23 protein-coding genes are annotated in these 21,018 nt (G+C 41.4%); 19 read left to right on the top strand and 4 right to left on the bottom strand.

Going from position 1 to position 21,018, the window contains the following annotated elements:
- The first annotated feature begins 43 nt into the window (after nucleotides 1-43).
- The 4 genes from HMPREF2780_RS08665 (at nucleotide 44) to HMPREF2780_RS08650 (ending at nucleotide 4,478) form a co-directional block, all read left to right on the top strand.
- Entirely contained in the window at nucleotides 44-1,939 is a 1,896-nt protein-coding gene (locus HMPREF2780_RS08665) for an ABC-F family ATP-binding cassette domain-containing protein (protein WP_105026519.1), read from the top strand.
- Nucleotides 1,940-1,984: 45 nt separating this feature from the next.
- A complete protein-coding gene (locus tag HMPREF2780_RS08660) occupies nucleotides 1,985-2,341 on the top strand; it encodes a hypothetical protein (protein ID WP_105026518.1) in 357 nt (118 codons plus the stop codon).
- 4 nt (nucleotides 2,342-2,345) lie between these two features.
- Nucleotides 2,346-3,209, top strand: coding sequence for an Rgg family transcriptional regulator (locus HMPREF2780_RS08655; protein WP_105026517.1), 864 nt, complete (start codon nucleotides 2,346-2,348; stop codon nucleotides 3,207-3,209).
- 78 nt (nucleotides 3,210-3,287) lie between these two features.
- Nucleotides 3,288-4,478 carry an MFS transporter gene (locus HMPREF2780_RS08650; RefSeq protein WP_105026516.1) on the top strand — a complete coding sequence of 397 codons (1,191 nt, stop codon included), beginning with the start codon at nucleotides 3,288-3,290 and terminating at the stop codon, nucleotides 4,476-4,478.
- Nucleotides 4,479-4,486: 8 nt separating this feature from the next.
- Here HMPREF2780_RS08650 and HMPREF2780_RS08645 read toward each other — a convergent pair whose 3' ends face one another.
- The 3 genes from HMPREF2780_RS08645 to murT are packed head-to-tail and all read right to left on the bottom strand — an operon-like array spanning nucleotide 4,487 to nucleotide 6,891.
- Nucleotides 4,487-4,744, bottom strand: coding sequence for a lipopolysaccharide assembly protein LapA domain-containing protein (locus tag HMPREF2780_RS08645; protein ID WP_012000335.1), 258 nt, complete (start codon nucleotides 4,742-4,744; stop codon nucleotides 4,487-4,489).
- A gap of 18 nt (nucleotides 4,745-4,762) precedes the next feature.
- The gene (gene gatD / locus HMPREF2780_RS08640) at nucleotides 4,763-5,548 is read right to left on the bottom strand and encodes a lipid II isoglutaminyl synthase subunit GatD (RefSeq protein WP_105026515.1); all 786 of its coding nucleotides are present in this window, start codon (nucleotides 5,546-5,548) and stop codon (nucleotides 4,763-4,765) included.
- Nucleotides 5,548-6,891 (bottom strand): lipid II isoglutaminyl synthase subunit MurT, encoded by a 1,344-nt coding sequence (gene murT, locus HMPREF2780_RS08635; protein ID WP_105026528.1) that lies wholly within the window; start codon nucleotides 6,889-6,891, stop codon nucleotides 5,548-5,550. The genes gatD and murT overlap by 1 nt, the downstream gene beginning before the upstream one ends.
- Nucleotides 6,892-6,991: 100 nt before the next feature.
- Here murT and cdaA point away from each other — a divergent pair, with 100 nt between their 5' ends.
- From cdaA to HMPREF2780_RS08560, 15 genes are all read left to right on the top strand, one after another.
- Nucleotides 6,992-7,840 carry a diadenylate cyclase CdaA gene (gene cdaA / locus HMPREF2780_RS08630; RefSeq protein ID WP_045773712.1) on the top strand — a complete coding sequence of 283 codons (849 nt, stop codon included), beginning with the start codon at nucleotides 6,992-6,994 and terminating at the stop codon, nucleotides 7,838-7,840.
- Nucleotides 7,837-8,583 (top strand): CdaR family protein, encoded by a 747-nt coding sequence (locus HMPREF2780_RS08625; protein WP_045635001.1) that lies wholly within the window; start codon nucleotides 7,837-7,839, stop codon nucleotides 8,581-8,583. Before cdaA ends, HMPREF2780_RS08625 begins: the two co-directional genes overlap by 4 nt.
- Nucleotides 8,584-8,619: 36 nt before the next feature.
- Nucleotides 8,620-9,972: a phosphoglucosamine mutase gene (glmM, locus tag HMPREF2780_RS08620; RefSeq protein WP_008808904.1), complete on the top strand. Its 1,353-nt coding sequence runs from the start codon at nucleotides 8,620-8,622 to the stop codon at nucleotides 9,970-9,972.
- Between the two features lie 170 nt (nucleotides 9,973-10,142).
- A complete protein-coding gene (locus HMPREF2780_RS08615) occupies nucleotides 10,143-12,035 on the top strand; it encodes a Cna B-type domain-containing protein (protein WP_105026514.1) in 1,893 nt (630 codons plus the stop codon).
- A gap of 177 nt (nucleotides 12,036-12,212) precedes the next feature.
- The gene (locus tag HMPREF2780_RS08610; RefSeq protein ID WP_012000341.1) at nucleotides 12,213-12,344 is read left to right on the top strand and encodes a DUF4044 domain-containing protein; all 132 of its coding nucleotides are present in this window, start codon (nucleotides 12,213-12,215) and stop codon (nucleotides 12,342-12,344) included.
- Between the two features lie 75 nt (nucleotides 12,345-12,419).
- Nucleotides 12,420-13,730, top strand: coding sequence for a GTPase ObgE (gene obgE / locus HMPREF2780_RS08605; protein WP_045634998.1), 1,311 nt, complete (start codon nucleotides 12,420-12,422; stop codon nucleotides 13,728-13,730).
- 11 nt (nucleotides 13,731-13,741) lie between these two features.
- Nucleotides 13,742-13,897, top strand: a complete 156-nt coding sequence (locus tag HMPREF2780_RS08600) for a hypothetical protein (RefSeq protein ID WP_045634997.1) — start codon at nucleotides 13,742-13,744, stop codon at nucleotides 13,895-13,897.
- A gap of 126 nt (nucleotides 13,898-14,023) precedes the next feature.
- On the top strand, nucleotides 14,024-14,605 hold the full coding sequence (locus tag HMPREF2780_RS08595) for a GrpB family protein (RefSeq protein WP_105026513.1): 582 nt from the start codon (nucleotides 14,024-14,026) through the stop codon (nucleotides 14,603-14,605).
- Nucleotides 14,602-15,216 carry a class I SAM-dependent methyltransferase gene (locus tag HMPREF2780_RS08590; protein ID WP_105026512.1) on the top strand — a complete coding sequence of 205 codons (615 nt, stop codon included), beginning with the start codon at nucleotides 14,602-14,604 and terminating at the stop codon, nucleotides 15,214-15,216. Before HMPREF2780_RS08595 ends, HMPREF2780_RS08590 begins: the two co-directional genes overlap by 4 nt.
- Before the next feature lie 12 nt (nucleotides 15,217-15,228).
- Nucleotides 15,229-15,849 (top strand): Type 1 glutamine amidotransferase-like domain-containing protein, encoded by a 621-nt coding sequence (locus HMPREF2780_RS08585; protein ID WP_105026511.1) that lies wholly within the window; start codon nucleotides 15,229-15,231, stop codon nucleotides 15,847-15,849.
- A 114-nt stretch (nucleotides 15,850-15,963) separates the two neighbouring features.
- Entirely contained in the window at nucleotides 15,964-16,374 is a 411-nt protein-coding gene (locus HMPREF2780_RS08580; RefSeq protein ID WP_060954923.1) for a helix-turn-helix domain-containing protein, read from the top strand.
- Between the two features lie 10 nt (nucleotides 16,375-16,384).
- Nucleotides 16,385-17,485, top strand: a complete 1,101-nt coding sequence (locus tag HMPREF2780_RS08575) for an alpha/beta fold hydrolase (RefSeq protein ID WP_105026510.1) — start codon at nucleotides 16,385-16,387, stop codon at nucleotides 17,483-17,485.
- A gap of 139 nt (nucleotides 17,486-17,624) precedes the next feature.
- The gene (locus HMPREF2780_RS08570; RefSeq protein WP_105026509.1) at nucleotides 17,625-18,122 is read left to right on the top strand and encodes a GAF domain-containing protein; all 498 of its coding nucleotides are present in this window, start codon (nucleotides 17,625-17,627) and stop codon (nucleotides 18,120-18,122) included.
- Nucleotides 18,122-19,792 carry a DNA polymerase III subunit gamma/tau gene (gene dnaX, locus HMPREF2780_RS08565; protein ID WP_105026508.1) on the top strand — a complete coding sequence of 557 codons (1,671 nt, stop codon included), beginning with the start codon at nucleotides 18,122-18,124 and terminating at the stop codon, nucleotides 19,790-19,792. Before HMPREF2780_RS08570 ends, dnaX begins: the two co-directional genes overlap by 1 nt.
- 38 nt (nucleotides 19,793-19,830) lie before the next feature.
- A complete protein-coding gene (locus HMPREF2780_RS08560) occupies nucleotides 19,831-20,016 on the top strand; it encodes a DUF3272 family protein (RefSeq protein WP_046165754.1) in 186 nt (61 codons plus the stop codon).
- A 58-nt stretch (nucleotides 20,017-20,074) separates the two neighbouring features.
- Here HMPREF2780_RS08560 and birA read toward each other — a convergent pair whose 3' ends face one another.
- Nucleotides 20,075-21,010, bottom strand: coding sequence for a bifunctional biotin--[acetyl-CoA-carboxylase] ligase/biotin operon repressor BirA (gene birA / locus HMPREF2780_RS08555; RefSeq protein WP_082307708.1), 936 nt, complete (start codon nucleotides 21,008-21,010; stop codon nucleotides 20,075-20,077).
- Nucleotides 21,011-21,018 lie beyond the last annotated feature (8 nt).

Below are 21,018 nucleotides of genomic sequence, written 5' to 3'. Positions count from 1 at the left end.
CTGGTAGATAGCAGGAGAGAAGCAAATCTGCTATAATGGTCTTATGATTATTTTACAAGCAAGCAAGATTGAGCGTTCTTTTGCAGGGGAGCTTCTTTTTGACAATATTAACCTGCAGGTAGATGAGGGTGATCGGATTGCCCTAGTCGGTAAAAATGGAGCTGGCAAGTCAACCCTTCTCAAGATTTTGGTGGGCGAGGAAGAGCCTACTTCTGGTCAGATCAATAAAAAACGAGACCTGTCCCTGTCCTATCTGGCTCAGGACAGCCGCTTTGAGTCGGAGAATACTATCTACGACGAGATGCTGCTGGCCTTTGATAGTCTGCGCCAGCAAGAGAAGCGCTTGCGGCAGATGGAGCTACAAATGGGAGAATTGTCAGGGGAAGAGCTGACTGCTCTCATGTCCCAGTACGACCAGCTGTCAGAGGACTTTCGCCAGAAAGGTGGTTTTACCTATGAGGCCGATATTCGAGCGATTCTGAATGGTTTTAAGTTTGACCAGTCCATGTGGCAGATGAAGATTTCTGAGCTGTCAGGCGGGCAGAATACCCGTCTGGCGCTGGCTAAGATGCTTTTGGAAAAGCCAGAGCTGCTGGTCCTGGACGAGCCGACCAATCACTTGGATATCGAGACCATTGCCTGGCTGGAGACTTACTTGATTAACTACAGCGGTGCCCTGATCATCGTCAGCCACGACCGCTATTTCCTAGACAAGGTTGCGACCATCACGCTGGATTTGACCAAGCATTCCTTGGATCGCTATGTGGGCAATTACTCTAGCTTTGTGGTCCAAAAGGAGCAGAAGCTGGCCACTGAAGCCAAGAACTATGAAAAGCAGCAGAAAGAAATCGCAGAGCTGGAGGACTTTGTCAATCGCAATCTAGTCCGGGCTTCCACAACCAAGCGGGCTCAGTCCCGTCGCAAGCAGCTGGAAAAGATGGAGCGTTTGGACAGGCCGGAGACCGGCAATCGCTCGGCTAATATGACCTTCAAATCCGATAAGGTTTCGGGCAATGTTGTTCTGACCTTGGAAGATGCGGCTATTGGCTACGGCGAGGAAGTCCTGTCGGAGCCGATTAACCTTGATATTCGCAAGTTCAATGCGGTAGCTATCGTCGGACCAAATGGGATTGGAAAGACGACCTTGATTAAATCACTAATCGGTCAAGTGCCCTTCATCAGAGGCAAGGAGCAGCTGGGGGCCAATGTGGAAGTGGGCTACTATGACCAGACCCAGAGCAAACTGACTCCCAGCAATACAGTTCTCGACGAGCTGTGGAATGACTTCAAGCTGACACCAGAGGTCGAGATTCGCAATCGCTTAGGTGCTTTCCTCTTCTCGGGAGACGATGTCAAGAAGTCTGTCGGCATGCTATCAGGTGGAGAGCGGGCGCGGCTGCTTCTAGCCAAGCTGTCTATGGAAAATAACAACTTCCTCATCCTTGACGAGCCGACCAACCACCTGGACATTGACAGCAAGGAAGTGCTGGAAAATGCCCTGATAGACTTTGACGGCACCCTGCTCTTTGTTAGCCACGACCGCTACTTTATCAACCGTGTGGCCACACAGATTATCGAGCTTTCTGAGACAGGCTCCACACTTTATCTTGGTGATTATGACTACTATCTGGAGAAAAAGGCAGAGCAGGAAGCCTTGCGTGAGGAGGCGGAGCAGGCCAGTCCTGACAAGCCATCACCTGCCAATGACTATCAGCTTCAAAAGGAAAACCAGAAAGAACAGCGCCGGCTAGCCCGCCGCCTAGAGCAATTGGAAGCGCAAATCGAGGACTTGGACAGTCAGATCAGTCAACTTCAGGAAGCCATGGAGGCCACTAATGACGCCGCTGAACTCATGGAGAGCCAGCAACAAATCTACCAGCTGACCGTTGCCCAAGAAGAAGCCCTGCTCGAATGGGAAGAACTGGCGGAGAAGGTGTAGTATTTTTAGGGGCAGTCAGTCCGCCCGCTTTGGAAGGAGCTACTGATGACGACAGAAAACGATTGGTTTATGCGGCAGATCAAGGGAGCGGCCAATATGCTTGGTTCGGCTCTGCGCCTAACAATCCAGCATTTAGATCTGGGGCAGTTTGAAGATGAGCAAGGCCGGCAACTTGATGGAGCTGATTATTTGCAAGAGCTGCTGGAAAGCGAGCATTTTGCAGAGGCTGCTGATTTCGTTCAGGCCCAGATGAAGCGCCTGCCTTTCCATCAATATGAGATACTGGCGGACCAGTTCTTGCTTTATCTGGCCAGTCTGGAAGCCCCAGCAAAAGACCGGAATGGCTTGGATGAAGCCTATTTACAGGATTTGGAAAAGCAAATGAAAGAATTTAAGTGGTAAACAAATGGAAAATTTAGGAAAAGTTTTTCGAGATTTTCGTTTAAATGGGCATTATTCTTTGAAGGAAGCGTCGGGTCAGGTTTGCTCGACTTCTCAGCTGTCTCGTTTTGAGCTGGGTGAGTCGGACATGACCCTCTCGAAATTTTTAGATCTCTTAGATAATATTCATGTGACCCTTGAAAATTTTATGGACAAGGCACGGAATTTCCAGCAGCATGAGCACGTGGCCATGATGGGTAAGATTATCCCTCTTTACTACTCAAATGACATCAAGGGTTTTCAAGACTTGCAAGTAGAGCAGTTGGAAAAGGCCAAGGCCAGCAGTGCGCCTCTTTACTATGAGCTGAATTGGATTTTGATGCAGGGCTTGATTTGTCAGCGAGACAACCAGTTTCGTATGAGGCAAGAGGATTTAGATAAGGTGGCCGATTATCTCTTTCAAGTGGAAGATTGGACCATGTACGAGCTGATCCTTTTTGGTAATCTCTATAGTTTTTATGATGTGGACTATGTCTACCGTCTGGGCAAGGAAGTTATGGAGCGGGAGGACTACTACAAAGAAATCGGTCGCCATAAGAGACTAGTCTTGATTCTAGCTCTCAATTGTTACCAGCACTGTTTGGAAAGTCGTTCTTTTGATAAAGCTAGTTATTTTGAGGCTTACGTAGAGAAAATCATTGGCAAGGGCATTAAACTCTATGAACGCAATGTGTTCCTCTATCTCAAGGGTTTTGCGGCTTATCAGAAGGGACAGAAGAAGCAGGGAATCAAGCAAATGCAGGAAGCCATGCACATATTTGAAGTGCTGAATTTACCTGAGCAAGTTGCCTATTATCAAGAGCATTTCGATAAGTTTGTAAAAGCATAATTTCCCAAATATGGGAAAAACAAAGAACCTCCCTCTATTTCTGATACAATAGTTTCAGAAATGGAAGGAGGTATTTTTATGAATCGACAGGCAGCACAGCTGATTACACGGGCTGCTATTAATAAAATTGGGAATATGCTTTATGATTATGGGAATAGCATTTGGCTTGCTTCTATGGGAGCTCTGGGACAGACAGTCTTGGGCATTTACCAGATATCAGAGCTAGTCACATCCATCTTATTCAATCCTTTTGGAGGAGCCATTGCGGACCGCTTTTCCAGACGTAAGGTGCTGATGGTAACAGATTTGATTTGTGCTGGTCTTTGTTTGCTGATTTCTTTTATCACTAATGACCAGCTCATGATTGGAGCGCTGATTTTTGCTAATGTGGTTCAGGCTATAGCCTTTGCTTTTTCTCGACCAGCTAATAAGTCTTATATTACCGAAATTGTGGACAAAGAAGACATCGTTGCTTACAATTCTCATCTGGAATTGGCCTTGCAAGTTATCAGTGTCTCAGCCCCAGTTTTATCTTTTATCGTGATGCAGTATGCGAATCTGCGCATGACCCTTCAGCTGGATGCCCTTAGCTTCTTTCTGGCTTTTGCCTTGGTTTACTTTCTGCCCAATCATGAGCCAAGCAAGCAGAAGTCTCCCATCAATCTTGGAAATATCCTGAGAGATATCAAGGAAGGTTTAGTTTATATCCGTCAGCAAAAAGAAATCTTTTTTCTGCTCTTGGTAGCTTCTGCAGTCAACTTTTTCTTTGCGGCTTTTAATTATCTATTGCCTTTTACCAATCAGCTCTACGGCAATACCGGCTCTTATGCGACCATTTTGAGTTTGGGAGCTGTAGGCTCAATCGTTGGAGCCATGCTAGCCAGCAAGGTTAAGGCCAGTATGGGTAACTTACTTGTAGCCCTGCTATTGACCGGTGTTGGAGTTGCAGTCATGGGCGTCTCTGCCTTGATACAGGTTCATCCCTATTTTTCTTATTCTGGTAATCTTATCTGTGAGCTTTTTATGACTGTGTTCAACATTCATTTCTTCAGCCAGGTTCAGACCAAGGTGGACAAGCAGTATCTAGGTCGCGTTTTCTCAACGATCTACACGCTGGCAATTCTTTTCATGCCTCCTGCGACTTTCCTAATGACTCTGCTACCAAGCGTCCACACTCTTTCCTTTCTACTGATTGGCCTAGGGGTGATTGGACTAGCTTTTCTTTCCTATATCTATCAAAAAAGAATACAAAAAACTAGGCTGGAATAAATTCCAACCTAGTTTTTTGAATGTGAGTTTTCAAGTACTTCCTTGGTCTTTTTAAGCTCTTTTTTCAGTGAGAAATTTTTTACCATGCTGATGAGAAAGGTTGTGATAGATCCTAGAAGTACTGAGATCAAAATCAATATAATCAAGGGAAGTTTGAAGCTAAATAGGATAAAGCTAACATTTACGCTCTGCATATTGGCCAAGGAAATACCAGCAACCAATAGAACGGTAATTAAAAGTAGGATATAATGTAGTTTTTCTTTCATAATATTTCTCCAATATATTTATTCAAATTCAGCCTTACTTTTTACATCTCCATATTCTTCCTGTTTTTCCAGTGCTAAGATGTCCTCATAAGCTGCCAAATTAAGATCTGAGCCATATTTCTTTTTCAGTGCTGTTGTTACCAGACGATAGGCCAAGTTTGCGTTGCGGGATAAGATGGGGCCATGGAAGTAAGAACCAAAGACATTTTTAAAATGAACGCCTTCGCAACCATCCTCTTGGTTGTTGCCATTTCCATAGACGACCTTTCCAAGAGGTTTTTCGTCGTCAGAGAGGAAGGTACGTCCTTGGTGATTTTCAAAACCATAGTAGGTCTCATTGAATTCTTCATTATGAATCTTAATATCACCAATATAGCGATTATTGGTCTGGTTGAGGGTGTAATGTCCCATGATACCTAATCCTTCGATCCGTCGACCGGATGCTTCGATATAGTATTTTCCCAAGAGTTGAAAACCACCGCAGATAGCTAACACTACGCCATTTTCGTTGATAAAATTTTCTAAGGCATCCTTTTTAGCTGGTAAGTCACGAGCTACGATCGTTTGTTCATAGTCTTGGCCACCACCAAAGAAGACGATGTCGTAGCTGTCCTTGTCAAAACCATCTTCCAGAGAGACAATATCCACTTGAACTCTAGCACCTAGCTTTTCTGCCACATATTTAAGCATGAGCACATTGCCATTATCTCCATAAGTATTCATGAGATCTCCATAGAGGTGGGCAATTTTAATATCGTAACCGAAATCCTGGTTATCAGGAGAAATTAGGGATGTATAAACCATTAGTTCATCTCCTTTCTGACCACTTGTCGTTCTGCCAGTAGCTCGCGGAATTCCAGCATAGCAGTATATGTTGCTAAGATGTAGGCATGATTGGTTTCTTGCTGTTCAATGGCCTTGAAAACTTCTTCTAAGTCTTTGACTTCGCTAATCTGATCTGCTGGATAACCCGTTACTCGCAGTCGACGAGCTATTTCGGAGTGACGGACACCACCTGCGATGACATGAGGAATATTCATCTCTAAAATTTTCTCAAAATCAGCATCCCAGATCCAGCTGGTATCAATGCCGTCCGCATAATTAGCATTGAGCAAGACAGATAAGCTAAAGTCAAAAGGTGCAAGCTCAATCATTTCTAAGGCTTGGGTAGCACCAACTGGATTTTTAATCAAAACCAAGGTACACTCTTTATCTCCGATTTTGAAGGTTTCCTGACGGCCAAAGACAGCTCGGCTCTTATCAAAGCCAGACTTGATTGTAGAAGGATCAACTCCAAAGAATTGAGCCACTGACACTGCAGCCAACGCATTGTAGATATTGTAGAGTCCGCCGATATTGATCTGATAGTCTTGTCCATCAATAGTAAAGGCAGAGCGGTTATGCTCAAGAGCATTGAGAGCAGTCAAGCTGTAGTCTAGTTTAGGACGTTTGAAGCCGCAGTCCTCACAGATATAAGCTCCCAGATTGGCATAGGTGTTGAGCTCGTACTTGAGGATATGCTCGCACTTGGGACAGAGGATGCCCTCTGTATTGTAGTGAGCCAGCTGGGCCTGGCTTTTTTCAGTATCAAATCCATAGTAGCGGACAGGATTCTTTAGGCTAACCGAGTTAAAGAGAGGACTGTCGCCATTCATCAATACAGTCGCTTCAGGCACTTTTGCAGCAGCATCCAGAATCATCTGGTAGGTCGTGTAGATCTCACCATAGCGGTCCATCTGGTCACGAAAAATATTGGTAAAGACGAAGAGGCTGGGCTTGATATAATCACAAATCCGAGATAGGCTGGCTTCATCTATTTCTAGGACAGCGATATTCTTGCCAGATTTGCCTTTTTTAGCGGTCAGGAAGGTTGTAGTAATTCCCGTAATCATATTGGCGCCACTGGTATTAGTAACAACTTCTCCGAATGCTTCCTTTAGAATGCCCACTGTCAAAGCTGTGGTTAGTGTCTTTCCGTTGGTTCCCGTAATAACCACGACTTCATAGTTATTAGCTAAGTTTTGTAAAATGTTTTTGTCAAAGGTTAAGGCAATTTTTCCAGGAAGAGTAGATCCACGTCCCATTTTGCTGAGGATAAAGTGGGAGGATTTACCTGCCAAGAGGCCTAAAAGTGTATTTATCTTCATAAGAATTATTTTATCATAAAAAGTAAATTTGATTACAGAAAAAAACACTGAAAAGTGATATAATAGAAAAGAACGTTTTCTTTGATAGGGTGAATTGATTATGAATTTTCAACAATTGTCTAATCTCCAGTACTGGTCCAGTTTGTTTGGCAGCCCCTGGAGTATTTTGATTAATATCATTGATATTGCCTTGGTAGCTTGGATCTTATATTTCTTTACTAAGGCTGTTGCAGGAACAAAAATTATGATTCTCCTGCGTGGAGTTTTTCTCTTTGTTTTAGGACAAATTATTGCAAATTTTTTAGGCCTAGCAACAATCTCTTGGCTGATTAATCAAGTTATTACTTATGGGGTCATTGCAGCAGTAGTAATTTTTACTCCAGAAATTCGAACAGGACTTGAACGCTTAGGTAGAGCAACTGATCTTTTTTCAGCAACTCCTATAAGCTCGGAAGAAAAGCTTATTCAAGCTTTTGTCAAAGCTGTTGAGTATATGAGTCCTCGTAAAATTGGGGCCTTGGTTGCGATTCAGGGTAGCAGAACCTTGCAAGAGTATATTTCGACTGGAATTCCCTTGGATGCGGATGTGTCAGGTGAATTACTGATTAATATCTTTATCCCAAATACTCCTTTGCACGATGGTGCAGTCATTATCAGAGATAATAAGATTGCTGTATCATGTGCTTATCTTCCTCTCACAGAAAATTCAAGGATTTCCAAGGAATTTGGTACTCGGCATCGGGCTGCAATCGGACTATCTGAGGTTTCTGATGCTTTTACATTTGTTGTATCGGAGGAAACTGGAGGTATTTCTATCACTCACAATGGTGTCTTCAAGCATGATTTATCTCTGCAGGAATTTGAAGAGGAGCTTCGTAAGGTTTTGGCTCCTGATCAACCTGTTAAAAAAGGTTGGCATCAGCGTATATTGGGAGGGCATAGAAAATGAAAAACTATAAAAATATCTGGTATATTCTCTCCTCTATCTTTTTTGCTCTGGTCTTATTTGTTTATGCAACCTCAAATAATTTCCAAAACAATGCCAATATTCGCTTAAATAAGTCTGAAACATACACTAATACAATTACAAATGTTCCAATTGACGTGAAATACGACAGCGATGAATATTTTATAAGTGGTTTCTCTTCTGAAGCAACAGTTAGTTTGACGGGATCGAATCGCTTGACCTTGGCCAGTGAAATGCAGGAAAGTACTCGGAAATTCAAAATAGTAGCTGATCTGACCAATGTTAAGACAGGTATCTCAGAGGTGAAACTAAGTATTAATAATCTACCTAGTGGCCTGACAGCAACAGTAAATCCTGATAAGATCACTGTAAAAGTAGGTAAGCGCGTGAGTAAGACATTTCCTGTACAGACAACTATCACAGAAAGTCAGGTTGCTCAAGGAGTTTCAATTTCAAGTGTCAACTTCGGTGATTCGAAGGTTACCGTCTTTACTGATGAGGACTACATGGAAAGAATTGACCATGTAGAAGCGGTCTTACCAGAGAGTGACGTCATTAGTGGTAATTATACAGGCGTTGCAACTTTGAGAGCTGTAGACAGTAATGGGACTGCAATACCAAGTGTCATTAGTCCTTATGAAACGACGGTGAAGATTACGACTAAGACGTCAGGTTCATCTTCGACAAGTACAAGCTCAACTTCTACGAGCTCTTCTAATCATTAATAAAACAGTTTATAACCTGAAAGGAATAATAGAATAATGGGAAAATATTTTGGAACCGATGGTGTTCGCGGAGAAGCAAATGTGGAATTGACGCCTGAATTGGCCTTTAAATTAGGTCGTTTTGGCGGTTATGTTCTGAGCCAGCACGAAAGTGAAGTGCCCAAGGTCTTCGTTGGACGTGATACACGGATTTCAGGAGAAATGTTAGAAAGCGCCTTGATAGCTGGTCTTTTATCAGTTGGTATTCATGTTTATAAACTTGGAGTTATTGCAACACCAGGTGTGGCTTACTTGGTTAAGTCAGAAAAAGCAAGCGCCGGAGTTATGATTTCTGCCAGCCACAATCCAGCACTGGATAATGGTATCAAGTTTTTTGGTGGTGACGGCTATAAATTGGATGATGATAGAGAACTAGAAATTGAAGCATTGCTTGATGCAACTGAAGATACTTTACCACGTCCAAGTGCTGAGGGACTAGGAACCCTTGTTGATTATCCAGAAGGACTACGCAAGTATCAACAATACCTAGTTTCAACTGGTTTAGAGCTAGAAGGTATGCATGTTGCTCTGGACACGGCTAATGGCGCCGCCTCAACAAGTGCTCGTCAGATTTTTGCTGATTTGGGCGCTCAATTGACTGTTATTGGAGAAAACCCAGATGGTCTCAATATTAACTTGAATGTTGGTTCGACTCATCCTGAAGCCTTGCAAGAGGTTGTGAGAGAATCGGGCGCTGCTATTGGTTTAGCTTTTGATGGAGATAGCGATCGTCTGATTGCTGTGGATGAGAATGGTGAGCTAGTTGATGGTGATAAGATTATGTACATCATCGGTAAGTATCTATCTGAAAAAGGCCAGTTAGCTCAAAATACTATTGTGACTACAGTTATGTCTAACCTTGGTTTCCATAAGGCATTAGATCGAGAAGGAATTCAAAAGGCTGTAACAGCTGTTGGAGACCGTTATGTAGTAGAAGAGATGCGCCAATCTGGCTATAATCTTGGTGGTGAACAGTCTGGACATGTGATTATCATGGACTATAATACAACAGGTGACGGCCAGTTAACTGCTGTACAATTGACCAAAATCATGAAAGAGACTGGTAAAAAATTATCAGAACTTGCATCCGAAGTAACTATTTATCCTCAGAAATTAGTTAATATTCGAGTGGAAAATAGCATGAAGGATAAGGCGATGGAAGTCCCTGCTATTAAATCAATCATCGAAGAAATGGAAGCAAAAATGGCAGGAAATGGACGGATTTTAGTTCGTCCAAGTGGAACTGAACCATTACTTCGAGTAATGGCGGAAGCTCCAAGTCATGAGGAAGTTGATTTCTATGTTGATACGATTGCGGATGTCGTTCGTGCAGAAATTGGTATTGAATAAATAACTATGAAAACAAAGAAGTAGCATTGATTTTGCTACTTTTTTGTATGAAATGAATCAATTTACATATATATCTTGTAATATAACTGATTTTTTTGTTATTTTTCTATAAAACATTTCCTACTTTTCTGTATTTTAGGTATAATGAAATATGAAGGAGGGAATAATGAATGAAAGAAAAAAATAATCTTGTTCTTAAATTCTTTATTTTGTTGTCGGCTATTGTTTTTGGTCTTGGAGTAACAAAATCAGCTCAAGCGACGGAAGTTACTGACTATACAAACAATGTTACTATAACTAAAAATGGTAGTCCTCTAACTAGCGATACAACAGTTACGACAAATGAGACCTTAGCTGTGACAAGTGACATTACTTTTCCGGATTCACAAGCTATTAATAGCGGTGATAACCTTACTCTGAAGCTGCCTCAAGAGTTAACTCTTATTACAGTTTTGAATTTTAATGTCATTGATGTCAAAAATGATAAGGGTGAAGTTGTTGGTACCGCTCAAGTAGATCCGAACAATCAGACGGTGACAGTAACTTTCAGTGATTACTTCTCTCGTTTGCCTGAAAATAAGAGAATGTCTCTAAATTTCAATGTTCGATTAAATAATGACACAGTCAAAGAGTCTGGCCCTGTTTCATTCCGTTTTGGTCAAACTGACTTTTCTTTCCAATATAAAAAGGATGATGGTCAAGCTGGTGAGTACGAGATGAAATATGGTTACCAAGATAAATCAGACCCAAGTATCGTTAAATGGCGTATCATCTTAAACGCTCGACAAGACATGCTTCGTGGAATGGTTATTTCTGATAATTTTGGTGATGGCTTAACTCTTGTTCCAGGAAGTTTACGAGCTGTGCGTTATGCACCAGTTCAAGGGGGAATTCGTAATGAAGCCCATCTTTTAACTCTACCTGTACTTGACAATTTTACAAAGAAAGCAGTTCTTTCTAAAAATGCAAATGGCGACGTAAATGGATTCACAATCAACTTTGGTGATAATTACAATTGGCCAATGTATATTGAATACTCAACTCGTGTAGCGCCAGGAACTAAAGTAGGTGATACAGTAAATAATAAATTATCTTGGTCAGCTACAAACTTCCCAGGAGAACGAACAATCAATCGCTCACTTAGATTGGAAGCTGGTTCGGGAGATGGAAGTGCCGAACGCTCAAAAGATGTTGTAATCAAGGCTCAAAAAACTCTGGTCGGTAAAGAATTGACTAAGGGACAATTTAGTTTTGGTCTTTACGATGACAAGGGGCAACTTTTACAGACAGCTACTAATGAAGCTGATGGTTCTATTAATTTCGCAGCAATCAACTATAGCCAAGCTGGTACATTCAACTATGTAATTAAAGAAATTCCAGGGCAGGAAGATGGCTACACTTATGACTCTAAAGAGGTTAAAGTAACAGTTAAAGTTGTTGATGTATTGGGTGAAAAATTCGGTTCAGTTTCTTATGATGGAGACGCGACTTTTACCAATACATACAAACCAGTAACCTCTGTATCAGGTCATAAAACATGGGTTAATGATACAAACATGACTCGTCCACAGAGCATTACAGTTAATCTATATGCTAACAATCAAGTAGTAGCATCTAAAGTTGTCAGTGAAGCTGATGGCTGGAACTACACATTTAGTGGTCTTCCAGTAAATGATGAAAATGGTCAAAAAATTACCTATACAATTGGTGAAGATGCAATTGTAAACTATAGTTCAAAAGTTGAAGGTTATGACTTAATTAATACCTATGATCCGCCAACTATTCCATCAAACCCAGGAGAGCCTGGAAAGGATAAACCAAGCAATCCAGGTGGAGGCGATCCGAATGATCCTGGTCGTAAAACGCCAGATCCAAAGGTAGAAGATCCAAAGGGTTCAAATAAACAAGATCCAAAAACAACAGAAACCAAGAAATCTGAAAATAAACCAACCTTGCCAAAGACTGGTGAGCAAGCGGCTATCTGGTTGACTGCAGCTGGAGTCTCAATTTTGGTTATTCTTGGTGGTGTATTTGTACTCTTAAGAAAGAAAAATAAACAATAATTGATGGCTTAAAAAAATAAGAAGTCAGTTTTTAAGTGATCAAAATAATTTGAAAGAAGATAAGGTTTATCATTTTTATCCCTTTCTTCTTTCTTTTTTTATTTGAAGCGACTAGCATTTGAAAAATACTATCAATCATGTTAGAATAAGTCTATAAAAATATAAGAGGTAATTATTGTGGCTTTTGGAGATGAAGGAAAACGCAAAAAAACAGGATTTGAAAAATTAACAATGGTCGTTGTGGTAATCATGATTGTGGTAACAGTCGGAGCCATTATTGCTAGTGCAGTCAGCGCTATTTTGAGATAATTTTAAATCCGAAACGCTCTTTCAGCGTTTTTTTTAGGAATATGAAAGTGAAATTTAAGAGAAGGTAGAGAAAGAATGAGTATGTTTTTAGATACAGCCAAGATTCAGGTTAAGGCTGGTAATGGTGGTGATGGTATGGTTGCCTTTCGCCGTGAAAAATACGTTCCCAATGGTGGTCCTTGGGGTGGCGATGGAGGTCGTGGAGGCAATGTGGTTTTTGTCGTAGACGAGGGTCTTCGTACCCTGATGGACTTTCGATACAATCGCCATTTCAAAGCTCAGTCTGGTGAAAAGGGCATGACCAAGGGCATGCATGGCCGTGGCGCTGAGGACTTAATTGTTCGTGTACCTCAGGGGACGACGGTTCGTGATGCTGAGACTGGCAAGGTGCTGACGGACTTGGTAGAAAATGGTCAAGAATTTATCGTAGCGCGTGGTGGCCGAGGCGGTCGTGGAAATATCCGTTTTGCAACGCCTAAAAATCCTGCACCTGAGATTTCTGAAAACGGAGAACCAGGACAGGAGCGGGAGCTTTTGCTGGAGCTCAAGGTCCTAGCAGACGTTGGTCTAGTTGGTTTTCCATCTGTCGGAAAATCCACTCTGCTTAGCGTGATTACAGCGGCTAAGCCTAAGATCGGTGCCTATCATTTCACGACAATCGTGCCAAATCTAGGCATGGTTCGCACCCAGTCTGGCGAGTCTTTTGCAGTTGCAGATCTACCGGGTTTGATAGAGGGAGCTAGCCAAGGGGTCGGACTGGGAACCCAGTTTCTCCGTCATATTGAGCGGACACGGGTTATTCTTCATGTCATCGATATGTCAGCGAGTGAAGGACGTGACCCTTATGAGGACTATCTGGCTATCAATAAAGAGTTGGAATCCTACAACCTTCGTCTCATGGAGCGGCCTCAGATTATTGTTGCTAACAAGATGGATATGCCAGATAGTGCTGAAAATCTCAAGGTATTCAAAGAGAAATTAGCTGCTAATTATGATGAGTTTGCGGAACTGCCACAAATCTTCCCAATTTCCAGTCTGACTAAGCAAGGACTTTCGACTCTCTTGGATGCGACCGCAGAATTACTGGATAAGACACCAGAGTTCTTGCTCTATGATGAGTCTGAAATGGAAGAAGAAGCTTACTATGGCTTTGACGAGGAAGCACCAGCCTTTGAAATTTCTCGTGACGATGATGCGACTTGGGTCCTATCAGGTGACAAGCTTGAGAAGCTCTTTAACATGACCAACTTTGACCGAGATGAGGCCGTTATGAAATTTGCCCGTCAGCTACGTGGTATGGGTGTTGATGAAGCCCTTCGTGCTCGCGGAGCCAAGGATGGGGATCTGGTCCGAATCGGCAAGTTTGAGTTTGAATTCGTTGACTAAGGAGGCTTGAAATGGGTGATAAACCAATATCTTTCCGTGATGAAAATGGAAACTTTGTCTCTGCAGCAGACGTCTGGAATGCAGAAAAGCTAGAAGAGCTCTTCACACGCCTTAATCCAAATCGGAAATTACGATTGGAAAGAGAAAAGGCTAAAAAAGAAGAATAAAATAAGCACTCTGAGGATAATTCTCAGGGTGTTTTCTTATTATGAAAGATAGACATTTCAATTCTTTTGTTTTGGATAATGATATAATATGCTTAAGGAATATTTGATTCCAAAGGAGAGTTGATAATGACTAAAGCATTAGAGGATATGTCTTTGGAAGAGCTATGGCAGCTTTTTCCGATTTTTTTAAGAGAACATCAGCTTGAGTGGAAAGACTGGTATGAGGAGGAGCGACTTCGGCTCTTGAGTTTTTTGCCAGAACATCAGATCGTTTGTCTTAGCCATATTGGCTCAACATCGGTAGAGACCATCTGGGCCAAGCCCATAGTGGATATCATGCTGGAGATTCCTAAAAAAATAGATATGGCGGTAATGAGAGACTTACTTCTACAGAATGGCTATTTGCTCATGTCAGAAAGCCAAGGGAGGATGTCTTTTAATAAGGGCTACACACCGAGTGGTTTTGCAAAGCGCGTTTTCCATCTGCATCTTCGCTATGCAGGTGATCATGATGAGCTTTATTTTAGGGACTATTTGCAGGAGCATCCTGCTGTAGCTAAGGACTATGAACAGCTCAAACTTTCTTTGTGGAAACAGTATGAACACAATCGTGATGCCTATACAGACTCCAAGACGGTTTTTATCAAGAAATATACCAAGGAAGCTAAAAAGCTTTATAGTGGGCGATATGAGAGGGAAGACATATGATTTATCTTGTAATGGTTGGACTTCTGATTATTCTGGCTTTTCCTTACTTAATTTACCAATCAAAGAGACCGTCCGGCTTTGTCGGATTATGGATGATGAAAATTTGGAATCGTGTTTATATGCCCATGGTTGTCTGGTCGATCAGTCAGTTGGATCATAAGAAGCGATTTAAAGCTATTTTGGATGTTGGAGTTGGAAATGGAGCTTCCTCGAAGTATTTAAAAATGCATTTTCCTGATAGCCAAGTTTTGGGGATTGATATTTCTTCTACAGCCATCAGAGCAGCTGAAGAATTGTCTGAGCCTGGCCTATCTTTCGAGGTGAAAAATGTTGAGAAAACAAATCTTCCTGTCGAGGAATTTGATTTGATTACAGCCTTTCAGACGCATTTTCATTGGTCGGATTTAACTCAAGCGTTCCTAGAACTTAAGAGGATTCTTAAGCCAGATGGAACCATTCTACTGGCATGTGAATGGAGCAAATTAGCTTACTACCTACCAGACTTTAAGAAGCGCGAAAAACTGGAAAGCTTCTTGTCAACCTTGGAGCTACATCTACTCAATAGTCAAAGAAATGATCAATGGATTCTTTATCAAATCGTAAAAAACTAAGGGAGGTATCCTATGAAACAATTATTTTTATGCTCTTATTTTGCGGGAGTCAAGGACTTGTTCAGACAATATGCGTCTGAAAAGCAATTGGGCAATCAGGTACTTTTTATCCCGACGGCTGGAAATGTAGAAGAGTACAGAGGCTATATTGACGAAGCCCTGCAAACCTTTGAGGACTTGGGATTTCAAGTAGAAGTCTTGGATATTTCAGTTTGTGATAGAGAAACAGCTCAAGCCAAAATTTTCCAAAGCAAGCTCCTCTATATTTCTGGCGGCAATACCTTTTACCTTCTGCAAGAACTAAAGAAAAAGCACCTTCTGTCCTTGATAAAAGAGCAGATTGCGGATGGTATGGTTTATGTGGGCGAATCCGCTGGTGCTATCATCACAGCCAAAGACATTGACTATAATAAGATTATGGACGATAAGGCGGTTGCTAAGGAACTGAATGATACAGAGGCACTAAACGAGGTTGATTTTTACGTTCTTCCTCATCTAGGCGAAGAACCCTTTGTTGAAAGCGCTCAGGCAACTCTGGATACATACAGCGCCCAGCTAAATCTGCTTTCCCTCCATAATCACCAAGCTGTGCTTGTGGAAGGAGAAGAAGTGAAGGTTTTGGAGGAGGAATAAAATATTTTTGCCACGAATTTTAACAAAAGGTCTATAGAAAGTAAGAAAAGCTTGGTTGAAGCAACCAGCTTTTTTGCTATACTAACAGTGTAATCATAAAAAGGAGATTAAAAAATGATTTCTAAAAATATTGCTATTTTAAGAAAAAGAGAGAATATTTCTCAGGAAAAACTGGCCGAGGAAATAGGTGTATCAAGACAGACTATAGCAAAATGGGAAGCAGGAGAAAGCGTTCCAGATGTGATTTATTCCTCTCAATTAGCTGATTTTTTTGATGTGAGTTTGGATGAACTAGTACATTTAGAAAGCAATTTATTGACAACTCCTAGTATCAAAGGGAAATATATTTTTGGAACAGTAACGGTGGGAGAGCGTGGTGAAATCCACTTACCCCCTCGGGCACGAAATATTTTTCAAATAAAAGCGGGAGATCAGCTTCTTTTGCTAGGAGATGAAAATCAAGGATTGGCGTTATTAGATCCGAATTTTTTTCTAGAAACTCCTAAGTATTTTTCAGAAAAGTAGCAGGCGATGAATGAAAAGGACAATGATGTTAGTTATTTTGATATTGATAGCTCTTATATTGGTAAGTGCAGGGTGGTTTGCTTATCGCAATCTTCACTATGATAAGGCTAATCTTGAATATATACGACAAGCTGGGATGATAGAAAAGCAAGTGACTTTACCAGATGGATCTCTTATTAATTATGGCGAAGGTCCAAAAAATGGTCCTGCTTTACTCCTGATCCATGGCCAGCAAGTATCTTGGGAGGACTACGCCAAGGTTTTTGGAGAATTGTCTAAGCGATATCATGTATATGCAGTAGATTGTTATGGACATGGTGGGTCTAGTAAAAATCCTGCTAAATATTCAGCACTAGAAAATAGTCAGGATTTCATTTGGTTTATTCATAATATTATAAAAGCTCCTGTGTTCATTTCAGGACATTCATCAGGAGGCCTTCTGGCAACAATGGTAGCTGCACTAGCTCCTGATACTGTTAGAGGACTGTTGATAGAAGATGCACCGTTCTTTTCAACAGAGCCTAGTCGAGCACTTTCTACTTTTTCTTGGTTAGGATTTAAAGATATGTATGATTTCTTAAAAAGCGGTAAAAAAAATTATACTGCTTATTTTTTAGAACATACTTATTTAAAAAAACTTTTTGGTAAGGAAAATTTTAATAAGATTGTCAAAAAACCAGCTCTGAACTATATGAAAAATCATCCAGGAAAGATTCCTAGAATTTGGTACTATCCGCCAGAATTACAAGTGAATCTCATCTATGACTTAACAGCTAATTTACAGGATGGAACAGGAGATTACGATCTTCGTTTTGGCACAACGTTTTATGATTTTTCTTGGTTCAAGGGATTTGAACAGGAAGAAATCTTGAAAAAAGTTCAATGTCCATCTATATTGCTTCATGTGGCTCGGCCTTTGAATCAGAAAAATTACTATGATAAAAATGGGATTCTCTTGAGTGCTATGGATGACAAAGATGCTAAGCGAGTAGACAAACTTTTGTTGAACAATCATCTAATAGATAATATCAAGAGTGGGCATGATATTCATGCTGAAAAACCTGAGATTTTTATTCGGGCGATTGATGATTTACAAAAAAGGTGTAAATAGAATCTTAAAGGTGAGAGATGTTTTCACTTGATCTATTGGAATTTTCACTTGACGAAAAGTTTAAAGTCTATTTAAGTTGTGCTTCTTGTTTTTATTTCAAAAACAGCCATCAGACTGTTTTTTTGATATAATAGACTCTATGAACACAAAAGATAAAATTTCAAATTATCAACTTTTATTAGCACAGCTGGAAGCCTTGTTAGATGGTGAGACCAATGCTTTGGCCAATCTTTCCAATGCTAGCGCTCTTCTCAATCAAGCCCTGCCTCATTCGGTTTTTACTGGTTTCTATCTTTTTGATGGAAATGAGCTGATTCTGGGGCCTTTTCAGGGTGGTGTTTCCTGTGTCCATATTGCCTTAGGTAAGGGTGTCTGTGGGGAATCTGCTGAGAAAAAGCAAACGATTATCGTAGACGATGTGAGCCAGCATGCCAACTATATCTCTTGTGATAGCCGGGCTAAGAGTGAAATTGTGGTGCCCATGGTAAAAGATGGCCACTTTTTGGGAGTGCTAGATTTGGATTCGGCATTGACAGGCGATTATGATAATCTAGATCTGGAATATTTGGAAAAGTTCGTCCAGATTTTGCTTGAAAAAACAACTTGGAATTTTGAAATGTTTGGAGAAAAAGCCTAATGTATCAAGCTTTATATAGGAAATACCGCAGTCAGACCTTTGGTCAGCTGGTGGGTCAGCAGGTAGTGGCAACCACTCTGCGACAGGCTGTGGAGCAAGGGAAAATTAGCCATGCTTATCTCTTTTCTGGACCACGTGGAACAGGGAAAACTAGTGTTGCTAAGATTTTTGCCAAGGCTATGAATTGTCCGAATCAAAAGGACGGCGAGCCCTGCAATGACTGCTATATTTGTAAGGCCATTACTGAGGGAAGCCTTGAAGATGTCATAGAAATCGACGCAGCTTCTAATAATGGGGTAGATGAGATTCGTGATATTCGGGATAAATCTACCTATGCACCTAGTATGGCTAAGCACAAGGTCTATATTATTGACGAGGTGCACATGCTCTCAACAGGGGCATTTAACGCCTTGCTCAAGACCTTGGAAGAACCGACAGAAAATGTGGTCTTTATCCTAGCGACGACTGAGCTACATAAGATTCCAGCCACCATTCTTTCCCGCGTCCAGCGTTTTGAGTTTAAGTCTATTAAGACGCAGGACATTATTGCCCATATTGAGTGGATTTTAGAGCAGGAAGGCATTGATTTTGAGCAAGAAGGTGTGCAGATTATTGCCCGTCGAGCTGAGGGCGGTATGCGGGATGCCTTGTCTATCCTCGATCAGGCTCTTAGCTTGACCCAAGAAAATCGCCTGACTACAGAGATTGCTGAAGAGATCACAGGCTCTATCAGCTTGGGAGCCTTGGATGCTTATGTAGCAGCCTTGATTGCCCATGATGCAGTTGCGGCCTTGGATAATCTCAATCTGATTTTTGACAGCGGAAAAAATATGGCCCGTTTCGTAACGGATCTTCTGCAATACCTGCGTGACCTAATCATTGTCAAAACTGGCGGGGAAAATCATCATGCCAGTGAGCTCTTTCTGGAAAATCTCAAGACACCGCAGGACACTCTCTTTGCTATGATTGATATGGCAACCAAGAGTTTGCCTGATATCAAGAACAGCCTGCAACCTAAGATTTATACAGAAATGTTGACTATTCGATTGGCAGAGACTAGCAGTCTTCCTGCAGTTGTAGCCATTCCGGATAATCTAGCTGATGAGCTCAAGGGATTGAGACAAGAGATTGATAGTCTTAAGCAGCAGCTGGCTAATGGCAATGGAAAACCTGTAGCAGCTGTCAAAACTTCGGATATTCGGCCGCAGAAATCTAAGGGCTACCGTGTAGATCACAATAAAGTCAATGCTATCCTGGAGGAGGCTGTTGACAATCCTAGCCTAGCTCGTAGCAATCTGACTAAGCTACAGAATGCTTGGGGAGAGGTCATTGAGAGTTTATCTGGGGCGGACAAGGCTTTATTAGCTGGCTCGCAACCTGTGGCAGCCAATGAAAGCCATGCTATCTTAGCTTTTGAATCTAATTTTAACGCTGAGCAGACCATGAAGCGAGACAATCTCAATATCATGTTTGGCAATATTCTTAGCAACGCAGCAGGGTTTTCACCAGAGATTTTGGCTATTTCCTTAGAAGAATGGACCAAGATCCGAGCGGATTTCTCGGCTCGTAGCAGAAATGGTAAAGTTGAAGTCGAAGAAAAGAAAGAGGAAAAACTGATTCCAGAAGGATTTGACTTTTTAGCTGAAAAAATTACCGTGCAAGAAGACTAATAAAAGATTTTTTGAATTTTTCATGATATAATACATTTATGAATAGAAGACAATTTATCACAGTGGCTCTCTTTACGGCTGTTGAAACATACTTTTTTAATGAATCCATAATGTCGGAACACTATTTCATGGCGATTTTCTGGGCCTTTCTGATTTTGCGGAATCTTCAGATTTCCTATGTCATGGGTCGGATTGTTGATGAAATTGATAAACATTTAAAATAAATATAAGAAAAGGACTGAGCTTTCTCAGTCCTTTTATCTTGTGATTTTATGTGGCCTATTACCAACTGCTTAGAGAAACTTCGCCACTATTAAGCCAGATTTCCTGACCATTATCAAGCTGAACGAGGAGCTGCCCACTGTCAGAAACGTCCTTAGCCAAACCCTTGTAGTCAGTATTATTTTGACTGAAGCAGACTTCCCTCCCCAGCACCAAAGAGCGCTGCTTGTAAAGGTAGATGAGTTCTTCTGGATCACTTTCGTAAAAGCATTTCCAGATCTCAGCAATGAGCTCATTACGACTGATTGGAGGTTTCTTATCAAATAAAGATCCGGCCTTGTCCTTGAGGTCTTCAGGAAAAGCTTTAATAGAGAAATTAAAACCAACTCCGATAATAACATCAGTTACTTGCCCATTCTCGATAGAAGTAGTAGCTTCTGTTAGGATGCCAGCTATCTTTTTATTTTTATAATAAATATCATTGACCCACTTGATGTCAATGTCCATAAGAGTTAAATTTTTTATAGCTTTATAGATGGCTCCCGCAGTTAAGATAGTATAAGATGGGATCTGGCCAAAGGGGAGGTTGGGCTTGAGGTGGAGAGACATGTAGAAGCCACCTTGGCTAGGGCAGAAGAAAATACGACTGAAACGGCCACGACCAGCTGACTGGGAGGTGGCTAGATAAAGGGTATCGGATGGGGCGCCAGCTTCCATCCCAGCTTTAGCATCGATTTGAGTGGACTTACAGTCAGGATTGAAGGAAACCTGAACAGGAGCGTGTTCTTCAATCCAAGAAGGAAGTAGCAAATCTCCATCAAGCAATCGATAGCCACGATTCTTGACTGATTCGATTTGAATGCCTTCTTTCTCAAGTTTTTGAATGGCCTTCCAAATAGAGGTCCGAGTAATCCCTAGCTCTTGGGCTATTTTTTCACCATTGACATAATCATCGGCCTGACTAAGAATATCATAGAGTTTTTCGTAGGTTTTCATAGTATGTC

This window comes from Streptococcus sp. HMSC062B01 (assembly GCF_001811085.1).
In the GTDB taxonomy this organism is placed as follows: Bacteria; Bacillota; Bacilli; order Lactobacillales; family Streptococcaceae; genus Streptococcus; species Streptococcus gordonii.
The sequence above is the reverse complement of the archived record's forward strand: the minus strand, read 5'-3'. Positions and strand labels throughout refer to the sequence as shown.